The sequence below is a fragment of the Enterobacter sp. E14S genome, from assembly GCF_055666685.1.
Map to the genome: position 1 here is coordinate 219307 of NZ_JBVODQ010000002.1, position 14136 is coordinate 233442.

Sequence of the window (14136 nt, forward strand, 5' to 3'; positions counted from 1 at the left end):
CTGAATTTTGCAAGGAGGATGACAAATGGCGAAAGGTTACTATCTGGTGCAGGGGGATAAAACCACCTGTGGAGGGAAGATCCTCGAGGGCGATCCAACTAACACGATTGAGGGGATCCCAGTTACACGCGAACAGGACAGTGTGACGTGTGGGAAACATGCCGGCACTTATAAAATTATTGGCGCTATTCCACAAAACTTAGTGAATGGTCGGAAGTTTGCGGGCACGTTACACAGTAAAAGTGGATGCCCGTGCGCGGCGACGTTAATACCCTCCCATCGGGAACGCACCTACGAAGCTTAAAGCCTTCACTCTTCACCGGCACGCTTAGCCGGATGGTCACACAACACTCAGGTTCTTATGGACGATTTAACCCTGCGTTATTATGACGCTGAAATGCGCTACCTGCTCGAAGCCGGTGAAGAGTTTGCCCGTGCTCACCCCGAGCAGGCAGCAATGCTCAATCTCGATAAAGCCGGCGCGCGCGATCCTTACGTCGAGCGCCTGTTCGAAGGCTTTGCCTTCCTGATGGGGCGGCTTCGAGAGAAGCTTGATGATGACCTTCCTGAACTGACCGAAGGGCTGGTCAGTCTATTGTGGCCGCATTACCTGCGCACCATACCGTCGATGTCGGTGGTGGAGTTCACCCCTGACTGGCGAGAAATGAAAGAGCAGATGCGTATTGTCACAGGTTTCGAGATTAGCTCGCGGCCGATCGGTGAAAAGGGTACGCGCTGTCGGTACACCACAACTAAAGAGATAACTCTCCAGCCGCTGTCGCTGGAACACGCTCGCCTGTCTACTGACCCTGACGGGCGTTCGGTCATCAACCTGCGCTTTAGCTGCAGCCATCTGGCGGACTGGAGCCGTGTCGATCTCAGCCAGATCCCGTTCTACTTCAATGCTGACGCACCTCTCGCCTGCGCCATGCACGAAGCCTTCACCATGAATGTTGCTCGCCTGTGGCTGCGGATGCCGGGTGAAATGGACAGAAGACCGCTCGACGGGTACTTCGCCGCGCTGGGATTTGGCGATGACGATGACCTGTGGCCGAAGGGCAGCAGCAGCTTTAGCGGATATCAGCTGTTGCTGGAGTACTTCACCTTCCGCGAAAAATTCATGTTCACTGGCCTGCGTGGACTGGAGAGCGTCAACTTCCCGGCTGAGCTTCCCTGGTTTGAAATCGACGTGGTGCTGGCAGAACGCTGGGAGCATGACTTTAACTTTACCGAAAAACACCTGCGCCTGAACTGCGTGCCGGTGATTAACCTGTTCCCGCTGGAATCTGACCCGCTGACGCTTAACTCTCTGCAGACCGAATACATGCTGCGCCCGATGCGCGTGCAGGATGGTCACACCGAAATATATGCGGTGGATTCGGTGATGTCATCGAGCCAGCATACCTACGTACCGTTTTCAAGCTTTCGCCACAAAGGCGGAATGATGCGCCATGAAGCCCCGGAATATTACTACCACACCCGGGTGCGGCGAGGTTCGTCAGGGCTGTACAATACCTGGCTTATTCTGGGTGGCGAAGCATTTGATAATCACACCGTTCCTGAAGATGAAAGCTTGTCGTTGACGCTCACCGGTACCAACGGCCAGCTGCCGCGACGGGCGTTGCAAAGTACCGTGCTCGATACGGTGATGAAAACTACGTCGGCCAGCATCGTCGTGCGTAACCTGTGTGCGCCGACACTGCCCTGTTATCCACCTGCGCAAGACCGTTTCCACTGGCGCGTGCTGAGTCACCTCGGCAGCGGGTTCCTGTCGATGATGGATAACGCCGATGTGCTGCGCGGTACCCTCGCGCTGTACGAGTGGACCGACAGCGAGATGAACCGCCGTCGTCTGGAAGCCATCATCGACGTGAAGCACAGTGAAACTGAGCGATTTGAGCAGGGATACCTGGTGCGCGGCGTGCAGATTGAAGTGACGCTAGACAGCTACGGCTTTGCCGGGCGCGGCGACATCTGCCTGTTCGGCGAGATGCTAAGCCGCTTCTTCGCGCTCTACACCGACATCTATCTGTTTAACCGCCTGATTATTATCCTGCAACCAACCGGAGAGCGCCTGGAATGGGAAGAGAAGCACAACCGCCGCATTCCCGGCTGACACCGCGGCTGGAAGCCGACCTTCACCGCATTAACTTCTATCGATTATGTCAGCTGCTGGAAAAAAACAATCCTGGCAGGCCGCTGATGGGATCGACCAGCCACCCCGCAGATGACCCGGTTCGCTTTGCACCGCACCCTGGAATGGGGTTTCCGGTCAGTGAACTGAAGGCTGTCGAATATGATGAAGACGATGACAGCAAGCCGCCGGTTATCCGTACGACCTTTATGGGGATGTACGGGGTCGATTCCCCATTACCAACGGCGTATCTCGATGACATCACCCAGCGCCGGGAAGGGCATGAGGCGCTGCAGGGCTTTCTGGATATTTTCAGTCATCGCATCCTGACGCAGTTTTACCGCGTCTGGCGTAAATACTCCTATCCGGCCACGTTTGAGCCCGGCGGGACCGACAGCATTTCGCAGTCGTTATTGGGTCTGGTGGGGCTTGGAATACCGGGCACGGCAAATCACATTGCCACGCCAGTGTCGCGCTTTCTGGCCCTGTTGGGAGTTCTGCAACAACCGGGCAAAACTCAGGAAGGGATGCAGGCACTGGTGAGCCTGCTGGCCCCCGATACGACGGTGCAGGTGAGTCCGTATTGTCTGCGGCCTGTAGAGATCGACAGGCCGCTGGGTTTTTACGGTGACGAAGATTTTCTGCTTGATGGCAATACGCCGCTGGGTGACGAAGCGATGGATGCCGGCAGCCAGCTGCTGGTAGCTCTCGCGACGGACAACGAACAGGAGGCGCAAGGCTGGAAACCGGATGGCCAGTTATACATGGATTTCCTGGTGATGCTGCGGGTGTATCTGGGCTGGCGGTTTAAGGCCAGAATAACCCTGACGACGTCTGTTCGACTGCTGGCCGTCCCCCCGCTGGGTGAGAACCCTTTCTGGCTGGGAATGAACGGCGTGCTGGGAGCAGAAGATGATAGCCATCCTGATGACATTCCTGAAACCTTTACGACAGAACTGGGCTATTACAGCGGGCTGGAGCCCGCGAAACCACAACAAGGAAACCGACGTGTCACGTACAAGTTTAACTAAAACCGCGCGCTGGATAATGCCTCTCATGGCGCTTATTCTGACCGGTTGCGGGGTGACGCAGAGCGTTACCGACGGTACCAAATCGGCGTTTAATTCTGTGTTCTATAAAAAAATTAAAATCCTGCATCTGGATTTCACCGCGCGCGAAGCTCTGAACACCGACTCTCGCGAAAATAACTCGCTGTCTGAGCCTGTCGTGGTCAGGGTTTACCAGCTCAAAGACCGCAAAACCTTTGATAAGACGGTTTATCAGCAATTGCTTCAGGATGATGTCAGCATTCTGAAAGACGACATGCTGGCCAGTCGTAATATCGTGGTAAAACCGGGGGGGGATGCAAGCCTTGATATGCCGATGGAAGAAGAGGCGAAGTTTGTCGCGGTGGTAGGGCTGTTCCGCCATCCGGACATGACCAACGACACCTGGAAGCAGGTTATCAAGCGCAGCGATCTGGATCCCGATAAACAGCGCATTCTGGAAGCCGGCGAGAACCATCTGACGCTGCAACCGCTTAAGGACGACTGATGCCCCAGGGACATAACACGCCTTCGCTGTATGAAATGCTAACCGGAAATTTTAGCGGTGGTCTCGACCTTAAACAGGTCAGTGAAGAAAATCAGGTCATCCTTTCGGTTCTGGACAACATGCAGCGCGTTCTCAACTGTCGCGCCGGCACGTTGGCGCACCTGCCTGATTACGGGCTGCCCGATATGACAAAAATCCTGCAGGGCATGCCGGGAACGGCCCATGAGTTCATGGGCACATTGTCTGCCGTCCTGCTCAAGTATGAACCGCGCCTGAAAAAGATAGACGTTGTTCTGCTGGAGCAGAACATTCCCGGCGAGCTGCGCTATGCCATTGACGCTGAACTTAAAGGGATTGGCCTGGTGCGCTACGGGACTGAGTTTATGCCCGAAGGTCGGGTCCTGTTGCGGCATCTCAGGCAGCAACAGTATCTCGACACAACACCCCGTATATAAGGCCAGATAACACCATGTCCGTAAAATCACAGTTCCTGAAGAAGTTGCAGGCGCAACAACCTTCACCCGTTCCCGCAGTTAGCAAGAGTCAGGCCGACATTGCAGCGTTTCGCCAGCGAATGGCTCAGCTTAAGGAGCAAATGGACGCGTGGCTGACAGATACCGGACTGAATGCAGAGCCACTGGCGGTATATGTTCCGGACCTGCTGGTGGAGGGTGGGGCTTTTGATATTTCCGGTATCGTCCTGCGTTATGGTAACCGGGCGGTTAAGTTTATGCCGATATTTCTGTATGGACAGGGAGTTGCAGGCTGTGTCGAGGTGACTTTTTTTTCCGGGTACAGCGCGATTTCTCAAGGACGCCTGTTTATGCGGGTGGGGAGCGTAAATGACTGGATCTTTACTCCCCCTGATACGTCACCTCAGTCAGGAAAACTATTTGATGAAGGTGTTTTTTTCGATCTGATTTTAGCGCTGCTGCCCTGGCAATAACATTCATTCCTTTATTAGTCATTGCGTTTTTACACGCAAAACTGCCTTACACATCAACTGACGAAATTAACCGACACGGATATGCAGGCCCTGCAGAATGACCACACATATAACGTTAAAAACCGGCGGCGACCCGCGTACGCTGCCAGATTATGTCGCCCTCCGCGACGAACTCAGTAAGCTTACACATCCTGCTCGCCCGGATGTGAACTGGCAATATGTCCAAAGACTCTGTCTCTCAATGTTTGAACAGAACGGTGTGGAGTTGCAGACTGCAGCCTGGTACACCCTTGCCCGTACTCACCTGTCTGGATTAGCTGGCCTGAATGAAGGGCTGGCGATTCTGGAGGCCCTGATTATCCACCAGTGGGACATCTTATGGCCGAAGACACAACACGCTCGTATGGAAATTCTTAGCGGCCTGAGCCAGCGCCTGCAGCAGCGCATGCGTATGCTGCCATTCAACAGCAGCCATCTTAGTGAGCTTTATCGTGCTGAAGCGTTACTTACCAGCCTGAGCGCGGTGCTCCAGCGCCTTGAGCTTAAACACCTTAGCCAGCTCGATATGTTACGAACGTTGATACGTTCAAATGCTGAACGGCTGGAAAGCAGTAATGAGACGTCCGATTTGAACGTGAACATGAAGCCCGATAGCGAATCGCCTCTGGAGAAAGCCGAACCGATCGAAGAGGTGAAGTGGGTATACGTGGTGCATCAGGAAAATCAGCCGAATGGAGAGGATCGCACGACAGCCCCCGTGCCTGTCAGACAGTGGAAGCCCTTTTTTGCCGGGATGTGTTCCACGCTGGCAGTTTGTATCGCTGTGGCGTTGGGATGGGTTTCTTTGTCCAGACCCGACCCCCTGGCGACTCAGGCTTTTGCCTCTCTGGCTCCGTTACCCGAAGTTCTCACGCCTGTGCAGCAAAACGCGTTAACACTGCGAGGTAGTTTACCGTCCACGTTTATCACAGACACGCAGCAGCAGCTGGCCCGCCTGGATAAACTGCCGCCTGACTGGAATATTTCCTATAGCCTTCAGCTGTTAAAGCAGCTCCAGACATTATGGCCGGAGGAGGCGAAACCGCTCACGATGCAGTGGCAGCAAAAATTTAACGCGGCAGCGTTACCTGTCGACGCAATGAACAGCTGGTATCAGGGAATGATGACGCTTCAACAACTGAGTCACCGGCTGAGTAGTCTGGACGAGCAAAAAGGAAAATACATCACGGTAAGCGAGCTTAAATCGGTAGTTTTTTCGACTATACAGTCATTTAACCAGACGATACCGGCTGAAGAACAACTCAGGCGCCTGTCACTGCATCCAGCAGGAGATGCGCTTCCTGAAGCAGAAAAGACTCAACTGGAGTTGCGTCTTAAACAGCTGGCAACGCGTTACGCTCAAATAAAACAGGATTCTTCTGCTCAGTGAATTCTGGCGGTGGACAAACGAATGTAGTGGAAAAAGCGGGAGAGTAAAGTGTCCCCTGCAGGAATCGAACCTGCAACTAGCCCTTAGGAGGGGCTCGTTATATCCATTTAACTAAGGGGACGAGGCGGCACGAGTATAGCCTTATTTACACTTTGCGTTAAGCGCATCGCCGCCTGACTGCTCAAAGAGTCACCATTCAGGTCGATTTTTTTGTCGATTTATCATCATTTTCCCGTGCCTTAAGCTCAGCTTTGCGTTTGTTCGACATGTCGTTACGAATTTGCGCATGGCTTAACAGCGCGAAGATAAACGTTCCGCCGCAAATGTTTCCCGCCAGCGTCGGAAGGGCAAACGGCCAGAAGAAATCGCTCCAGTGAAGCGTACCGTTAAAGACCAGATAGAGGATTTCAACGGTACCGACCACAATATGCGTGGTGTCCGCCAGCGCAATTAGCCAGGTCATCAATATGATCACCACAATTTTGGCGCTTCCCGCTGAAGGAAACATCCAGACCATCGTGGCGATAATCCAGCCAGAGATGATGGCGTTTGAGAACATCTCGACCGGCGTGTTTTTCATTACGTCCATGCCGATTTTCACAAACGCATCCCGGGTGGGTTCATCAAAGATCGGCATATATTCAAACGCCCATGCCACGATGCCCGTGCCAATGATATTACCCAGCAGGACCACGCTCCAGAGCCGCATCAATAAGCCGAAATTACCGAGTGTGGGGTTTTGCATCACCGGCAGAACGGCGGTCACCGTGTTTTCGGTAAACAGCTGCTGGCGGGCCATGATGACAATAATAAAGCCGAAGGTATAGCCGAGGTTTTCCAGTAAAAATCCACCGGGCACGCCTTCCAGCTGCACATGAAATATCCCTTTTGCAAGCAGAGATGCGCCCATTGATAGCCCGGCAGCGATGGCTGACCAGAAGAGGGCCATCGCGTCGCGCTCCATCTCTTTTTCACCATCCTGGCGTATATGCTCATGGATAGCCATTGCGCGGGAGGGGAGGCGATCTTCATCAATTTCTATCTTCTCGCCGCGCGCTTTCTCCTCGCTTTCAATTTCAAGATCCTCAGTGCTCTCGCCAATTTTTTCTTCGCCTACATCTTTCATTTCTGCTCCCGGAGGTTGATCTTTCTGTTAAGCGTAGCGGCTATTATCGGGATGCCTGTGGGGATGCTCTTAATTTGGCGGCAATGACAACAAAGGTGATACATCTCTTTCAAAGTCATTATAAAATTGCCAGCGAAACGAATTCCAAAAGCCAGGCTATGCTGAGATCAGAGTCACGGTGGTTACTGCCCGTAATTGTGCTCATAGACATCGGTAAACGTGCTGTTACAATCGCTTGCACGTTTACAGACGGAGCGTCAACGGCTCCGTTACGGATGGCAATCAACGATAGCCATACTGAACAGGGAGATATTTATGAAACTTCGGCTGTCGGCGCTTGCGCTTGGCGCGACGATGCTTGTGGGCTGCGCCAGCTCCGGTGAGCAAACGGGACGCTCCGATCCTCTCGAAGGATTTAACCGCTCAATGTATAGCTTCAACTACAACGTACTGGACCCGTATGTGGTTCGTCCGGTGGCAGTAGCATGGCGCGATTATGTTCCACAACCCGCGCGTAACGGGTTAAGTAACTTTACCAGCAACCTCGAAGAGCCTGCGGTAATGGTGAACTACTTCCTGCAGGGTGACCCCTACCAGGGGATGGTCCACTTTACCCGCTTCTTCCTGAACTCCATTCTGGGTATGGGGGGCTTTATTGATGTTGCAGGTATGGCTAACCAGAAACTGCAGCGTGAACAGCCGCACCGCTTCGGCAGCACGATGGGACATTACGGTGTCGGGTATGGTCCGTACATGCATTTACCGTTTTACGGTAGTTTTACCCTCCGTGATGATGGCGGCGATATGGCGGATACGCTGTATCCGGTCTTGTCATGGCTGACCTGGCCGCTGTCGGTGGGTAAATGGACGGTGGAAGGGATTGAAACCCGCGCGCAACTGCTCGACTCTGATGGCCTGCTGCGCCAGTCTTCTGACCCGTACATTATGGTACGTGAAGCGTACTTCCAGAATCATGACTTTATTGCCAACGGCGGTAAGCTGAAGCCGGAAGAGAATCCAAACGCAAAGGCGATAGAAAACGAACTAAAAGATATCGATTCGGAGTAAATAAAAAAGGTGAGCAATGCTCACCTTTTTTGATTCCAGCGCGATTAGAACGCGTAGTTGAAGTTCGTACCGAACAGCCAGGCTTTACCTTCAGAGGTAAACTCGTACGGACCTTCCTTGAACGTCACTTTCTGACCGTGCATATAAGATACACCCGCATCGATAGATGCATTCTCGTTCAACGCATAGGTCGCGCCAGCACTTAACCAGAAGCGGTCCTGATCCGGAATGGAAATGGAACGTTTGTCTGCCGGAACCGGGCTGTCGTCAAATGCGATACCGGAGCGGAAAGTCCAGTTCTTATCGTAGTAGTAGGTGGTACCCAACGCTATACGATAGGCGTCGTGGAAGCTTTCGTCCTTATAGAACAGCGTTTGACCATTGGTACCGGTTGCTTTCAGCTCCTGGAACTGACTCCAGCTGGTATAGGCCAGGCTATAGTGAATAGCCCACTGTGGCGCAACGCGGTTGTAACCGGAGACTTCCCACATTTCTGGCAAATGCAGTGACAGTGAACCTGGAACGGTCTGGTTGGACGTTCCCCAAGGAATGGTGGTGCCCGCACCTGGAACCAGATTGTTCACAGGCGTCAGGATGCCGCTCTTGTAATCGCCGTCGAAGTCAATTTTCACTTCGGAACGATAGGTCAGGCCCCAACGGTTGTTTTTGTCCAGCTCGTACAGGATACCGGCGTTCCAGCCATAGCCCCACTCATCACCTTCAAGACTGGCAATTTTATTGCTGTTTTTAGGCAGGCGCGCAGTCTGTTCCCCGGAATAACGTTCGATTTTGGCATCGGCGTAGACGGCATCAAAGCCCAGACCAAAGCTCCAGTTATCGTTCAGGCGATACGCACCGCTCAGGTTGAGGTTCAGCGTAGTAAGGTCTGTTTTACCGCCGTATTCACCAGCCGGGTAGTTGTTATTGAACTCGGTAGCCAGGCCGTAGTTAGACGTTACGGATGCACCCCAGCCAAACTGTTCGTTAATGGGCGCAACGAAGTGCAGGTTGGGGATCCATGCTGTTGGGGCAATATTGTCCGCTTTAAGGCTCGCACCCGTATAAGGCGACTTACCAGAAACGTTGACATCAGGGTCGATATAAACCGCACCGGCAGAGAAAGTCGGACGATCGAACATCATGATCAACGCGGGGTTACGACTCGCGTTACCCGCATCATCAGCAATAGCGCCTTCCCCGGAATACGCACGGCCAAGGCCAGAGGAAGAAAATTCGTTTAACTGAAAGCCCGCTGACCAGGCGGAAGTGGAGACGAGTGCCACTGCGACTGCCAGCGCAGTCTTGTTGAACAGGGTTTTCTGGCTCATGACCATAACCTCATTGAGTTATTTTTATTCAATAATTGTTACATACCGTAACAGGAGCGCGAAGTGTAGGGTCTGAGGTATGACAGACAAATCAGACCAGTGGCCAGAGTATAGGTCTGACCAGCCGGAATGTTGCAAGGTTGTTTATTAATATTTTCAAACATGTTTCGTGAAACGAGATCTGGTTGGCAAAATTGTGACCATCACGACTCACCCAAAAGGGTGGTTATTGTTTTAGATCATTTTTTAGTGTGATATTGGTCACTTATCCGCTTTTGCGCCATTAACGGCTGGAGAGCGCCCGCGCCGGGGCGTAAAATATCAGCATCGTGTCTATCTCGCGCGCTGCGCGAATACAGAGGAAATTGAGCTATGAGTAAATGCAGTGCTGATGAAACCCCGGTTTGCTGCTGTATGGATGTTGGGACCATCATGGACAACACCGATTGCACCGCCTCTTACAGCCGTGTATTCACCAACCGTGCCGAAGCGGAAGAGACCCTGGCCGCGCTGAGCAAGCGTGCGCGTGACGTTGAATCCGATCCGTGTGAAATCAAGTCGACCTTTACCGAAGTGGAAGGTGGCGTGAAGCTGGACATCGACTTTGTCTTCGCCTGTGAAGCAGAAACGCTGATTTTCCAGCTGGGCCTGCGTTAATCTCTGCGGCCTGAAGCCCTCACCCCGACCCTCTCCCACGGGAGAGGGTGCAAACATTAAAAACGGTAACCTACGGGTTACCGTTTTGCTTTTACCTTGCGCACCCGGCAACAAACCGCACAAATGCCTCTGCCATGCAGGGGCATTTTCTTTTTCTTCTCTGTGTTTTAGCTCGCACTTTTTCGTTTCCCCGATTGGCTGAATGTAAAAAAATGGTTAAGACTATTATCAGGTCAGACCACTTTATGTTTGCGAAAATTTTTTACAGGGGAGTGTTATGAGTCAGGCATTACCGCTTATTACCCGTCAGGGCGATCGCATTGCCATAGTCAGTGGATTGCGCACGCCATTTGCGCGTCAGGCAACGGCGTTTCATGGCATACCGGCCGTCGACCTGGGGAAAATGGTAGTGGGGGAGATGCTGGCTCGCAGCGAAATTCCGCCTGAGGTCATCGAACAGCTGGTATTTGGTCAGGTTGTGCAGATGCCTGAAGCCCCCAATATTGCGCGTGAAATCGTCCTTGGTACCGGGATGAACGTGCATACCGATGCCTACAGCGTCAGCCGCGCCTGCGCAACCAGCTTCCAGGCCGTGGCTAACGTCGCTGAAAGCCTGATGGCGGGCACTATTCGCGCCGGTATTGCGGGTGGAGCGGACTCCTCTTCGGTGCTGCCGATTGGGGTCAGTAAAAAGCTGGCGCGCATCCTGGTGGATGCCAATAAAGCCCGCACGACGGGTCAGAAACTCAAGCTCTTCTCGCGTTTACGCCTGCGCGACCTCATGCCTGTACCACCTGCCGTCGCGGAATACTCCACCGGCCTGCGCATGGGCGATACCGCCGAGCAGATGGCAAAGACGTACGGCATTACGCGTGAACAGCAGGATGCCCTGGCGCATCGCTCGCATCAGCTTGCGGCAAAAGCCTGGTCGGAAGGCAAGCTGACCGACGAGGTCATGACCGCCTATATTCCCCCCTACCGTGAACCGCTCGCGGAAGATAACAATATTCGCGGCACCTCGACGCTGGCGGATTACGCCAAACTGCGCCCGGCGTTTGACCGCAAGCACGGCACGGTGACGGCGGCAAACAGTACGCCGCTCACGGATGGCGCCGCCGCCGTGATCCTGATGACCGAATCCCGCGCGAAGGAGTTGGGCATCACTCCCCTGGGCTATCTACGCAGCTATGCCTTCACCGCCATTGATGTCTGGCAGGACATGCTGTTAGGTCCGGCGTGGTCCACGCCGCTGGCGCTGGAGCGCGCGGGGCTGACGCTGGCTGATTTAACCCTGATTGATATGCACGAAGCGTTTGCCGCGCAAACCCTGGCAAACGTACAGCTGCTGGCAAGCGAGCGTTTCGCGCGCGATGTGCTGGGCCGCGCCCACGCCACGGGCGAAGTGGATCAGAGTAAATTCAACGTGCTGGGCGGCTCTATCGCCTACGGTCATCCGTTTGCCGCCACAGGGGCGAGGATGATCACGCAAACATTACATGAACTCCGTCGCCGTGGCGGCGGGTTTGGCCTCGTTACCGCCTGTGCGGCGGGTGGCCTTGGCGCAGCAATGGTTCTGGAGGCTGAATAATGGATATGCCATCTGCATTTAATCTGAGGGTTCGCCTCGATAACGTGGCCGTTATCACTATTGATGTGCCTGATGAAAAGATGAATACCCTGAAGGCCGAATTTGGTGTTCAGGTGCGCGCGATGCTAAAGCAGATCCGCGACAACAAAGCCATTCGTGGTCTGGTCTTTATCTCTGCCAAGCCGGATAACTTTATCGCCGGCGCGGATATCAACATGATTGCCCGGGCGCAAAGCGCTCTGGAAGCCGAAGAGCTGGCGCGTCAGGGCCAGCAGGTCATGGCGGAGATCAACGGTCTGCCGATCCCGGTCATTGCCGCGATCCACGGTGCCTGTCTGGGCGGTGGGCTTGAGCTGGCGCTGGCCTGCCACAGCCGGATTTGCACCGACGATGCGAAAACGATTCTGGGCCTGCCGGAAGTGCAGCTGGGCCTGCTGCCTGGCTCCGGCGGAACGCAACGGCTGCCGCGCCTGGTGGGCGTCAGCACGGCGCTGGAGATGATCTTAACCGGTAAACAGCTGCGCGCCCGCCAGGCGCTGAAGGCCGGTCTGGTCGATGACGTCGTGCCGCAGTCCATTTTGCTGGAGGCCGCCGTTGAGCTTGCGCTGAAAGGGCGTCAGGCAAAACGTCCTCTGCCGGTACGTGAGCGCGTGCTGGCCGGCCCGCTGGGAAGAACGCTCCTGTTCAACATGGTGGGCAAAAAGACCGAACAAAAAACCAAAGGCAATTACCCGGCGGCAAAGCGGATCCTGGAAGTGATCGAAACCGGGCTGTCGCAGGGCAGCAGCAGCGGCTATGCCGCGGAGGCCAAAGCCTTTGGCGAACTGGCGATGACGCCGCAGTCACAGGCGCTGCGCAGCATCTTCTTCGCCAGCACGGACGTGAAAAAAGATCCGGGCAGCGAGGCGCAGCCTGCGCCGCTGCGTGCCATTGGCGTACTGGGTGGGGGGCTCATGGGCGGCGGAATCTCTTTTGTTACCGCCAGCAAAGGCAAATTGCCTGTACGAATCAAAGACATTAATCCTAAGGGGATCAACCACGCGCTGCAGTACAGCTGGCAGAACCTTGATCAAAAGGTCAAGCGCCGCCATATCAAGGCAAGCGAGCGTGATAAAACCCTGGCGATGATCTCCGGTACGACGGATTACAGCGGTTTTGCGCACCGCGATCTGGTGATTGAAGCCGTGTTTGAAGATCTGGCGCTTAAGCAGCAGATGGTGGCAGACGTTGAGCAACATTGCGCCCCGCATACCATTTTTGCCTCCAATACGTCGTCATTGCCGATTGGCGATATCGCGGCGAAAGCCGCGCGTCCGGAGCAGGTGATTGGGCTGCACTTCTTTAGCCCGGTCGAAAAAATGCCGCTGGTGGAAGTTATTCCGCACGCGACAACCAGTCCGCAAACCATTGCCACCGTGGTGAAGCTGGCGAAAAAACAGGGCAAAACCCCGATTGTGGTAGCGGACAAAGCTGGCTTCTACGTCAACCGCATTCTGGCTCCCTACATTAATGAAGCAATGCGGTTGCTGACGGAAGGCGAGAAGATTGAGCACGTCGACGAGGCGCTGGTAAAGTTTGGTTTCCCCGTTGGCCCAATCCAACTTTTGGATGAGGTGGGAATAGACACCGGCACTAAAATTATACCAGTGCTGGAAGCAGCATATGGCGATCGTTTTAGCCCACCAGCAAACATTGTTTCTGCGATTTTGAAGGACGATCGCAAAGGCAGAAAAAATGAACGCGGTTTCTATCTTTACGGCGCGAAAGGGCGTAAAAGCAGGAAACAGGTCGACCCTTCGGTATATGGACTCATTTCGACCACAGGTCAGGGAAAACTGTCCGCCGTTCAGTGCGCTGAGCGCTGCGTGATGATGATGCTCAATGAAGCGGCGCGCTGCTTTGATGAGCAGGTTATCAAGAGTGCACGCGATGGCGACATCGGCGCGGTATTTGGCATTGGTTTCCCGCCGTTCCTTGGCGGCCCGTTCCGTTACATGGATACGCTCGGCGCGGGTGAAGTGGTTGCTATCCTGCAACGTCTGGCTTCGCAATATGGTCCACGGTTTACACCGTGTGACCAATTATTGCAGATGGCGGAACGCGGCCAGACATTTTGGCCTGCAAGGGAAACTGTCCTCGTAAGCTGAGGTCAAAGAAGGGTAAATCCTGAAGTGAATGGACCTGTACTGGCGATTTTGTAAACAGAGATTGACTATACTTACGCCATTGAGGTAAAAAACAGCGTTTCATTCACCGAATGGATCAGGCACAATGCCCGGCCATCGGGTTTTCTACCTCATAGCATT

At 54.1% G+C, this 14136-nt stretch carries 12 protein-coding genes, 1 tRNA gene and 1 pseudogene; 11 read left to right on the forward strand and 3 right to left on the reverse strand.

What is annotated here, in order from left to right; translation table 11 throughout:
- Positions 1-25: 25 nt before the first annotated feature.
- The 7 genes and pseudogenes from ACZ6J2_RS06230 to ACZ6J2_RS06260 all read left to right on the forward strand — a co-directional run.
- A pseudogene (locus tag ACZ6J2_RS06230) lies at positions 26-298 on the forward strand (PAAR domain-containing protein); the annotation flags it as partial.
- Between the two features lie 63 nt (positions 299-361).
- Entirely contained in the window at positions 362-2116 is a 1755-nt protein-coding gene (tssF, locus tag ACZ6J2_RS06235; protein ID WP_471725198.1) for a type VI secretion system baseplate subunit TssF, read from the forward strand.
- A complete protein-coding gene (gene tssG / locus ACZ6J2_RS06240) occupies positions 2080-3165 on the forward strand; it encodes a type VI secretion system baseplate subunit TssG (protein WP_047060654.1) in 1086 nt (361 codons plus the stop codon). Before tssF ends, tssG begins: the two co-directional genes overlap by 37 nt.
- Positions 3143-3688 (forward strand): type VI secretion system lipoprotein TssJ, encoded by a 546-nt coding sequence (gene tssJ, locus ACZ6J2_RS06245; RefSeq protein ID WP_262771652.1) that lies wholly within the window; start codon positions 3143-3145, stop codon positions 3686-3688. Before tssG ends, tssJ begins: the two co-directional genes overlap by 23 nt.
- A complete protein-coding gene (tssE, locus tag ACZ6J2_RS06250; protein ID WP_439204863.1) occupies positions 3688-4143 on the forward strand; it encodes a type VI secretion system baseplate subunit TssE in 456 nt (151 codons plus the stop codon). The genes tssJ and tssE overlap by 1 nt, the downstream gene beginning before the upstream one ends.
- Positions 4144-4157: 14 nt before the next feature.
- Positions 4158-4634 (forward strand): hypothetical protein, encoded by a 477-nt coding sequence (locus ACZ6J2_RS06255; RefSeq protein ID WP_471725199.1) that lies wholly within the window; start codon positions 4158-4160, stop codon positions 4632-4634.
- Positions 4635-4731: 97 nt separating this feature from the next.
- Positions 4732-6063 (forward strand): VasL domain-containing protein, encoded by a 1332-nt coding sequence (locus tag ACZ6J2_RS06260; protein WP_471725200.1) that lies wholly within the window; start codon positions 4732-4734, stop codon positions 6061-6063.
- A 49-nt stretch (positions 6064-6112) separates the two neighbouring features.
- Here the strand turns inward: ACZ6J2_RS06260 and ACZ6J2_RS06265 are convergent.
- Together ACZ6J2_RS06265 and ACZ6J2_RS06270 are read right to left on the reverse strand one after the other, a co-directional pair.
- Positions 6113-6184 (reverse strand) — tRNA-Arg (locus ACZ6J2_RS06265).
- A 75-nt stretch (positions 6185-6259) separates the two neighbouring features.
- Entirely contained in the window at positions 6260-7189 is a 930-nt protein-coding gene (locus ACZ6J2_RS06270) for a formate/nitrite transporter family protein (RefSeq protein ID WP_471725201.1), read from the reverse strand.
- A gap of 315 nt (positions 7190-7504) precedes the next feature.
- Here ACZ6J2_RS06270 and mlaA point away from each other — a divergent pair, with 315 nt between their 5' ends.
- Complete coding sequence (gene mlaA / locus ACZ6J2_RS06275; protein ID WP_471725202.1) at positions 7505-8257, forward strand: phospholipid-binding lipoprotein MlaA; 753 nt, start codon at positions 7505-7507, stop codon at positions 8255-8257.
- A gap of 44 nt (positions 8258-8301) precedes the next feature.
- Here mlaA and fadL read toward each other — a convergent pair whose 3' ends face one another.
- The gene (gene fadL, locus ACZ6J2_RS06280) at positions 8302-9585 is read right to left on the reverse strand and encodes a long-chain fatty acid transporter FadL (protein WP_064672903.1); all 1284 of its coding nucleotides are present in this window, start codon (positions 9583-9585) and stop codon (positions 8302-8304) included.
- Between the two features lie 372 nt (positions 9586-9957).
- Here fadL and ACZ6J2_RS06285 point away from each other — a divergent pair, with 372 nt between their 5' ends.
- From ACZ6J2_RS06285 to fadJ, 3 genes are all read left to right on the forward strand, one after another.
- Complete coding sequence (locus ACZ6J2_RS06285; RefSeq protein WP_023336445.1) at positions 9958-10242, forward strand: YfcZ/YiiS family protein; 285 nt, start codon at positions 9958-9960, stop codon at positions 10240-10242.
- A gap of 277 nt (positions 10243-10519) precedes the next feature.
- Positions 10520-11830 (forward strand): acetyl-CoA C-acyltransferase FadI, encoded by a 1311-nt coding sequence (gene fadI / locus ACZ6J2_RS06290; protein WP_032666638.1) that lies wholly within the window; start codon positions 10520-10522, stop codon positions 11828-11830.
- The gene (fadJ, locus tag ACZ6J2_RS06295; protein ID WP_471725203.1) at positions 11830-13977 is read left to right on the forward strand and encodes a fatty acid oxidation complex subunit alpha FadJ; all 2148 of its coding nucleotides are present in this window, start codon (positions 11830-11832) and stop codon (positions 13975-13977) included. The genes fadI and fadJ overlap by 1 nt, the downstream gene beginning before the upstream one ends.
- Positions 13978-14136: the final 159 nt, after the last annotated feature.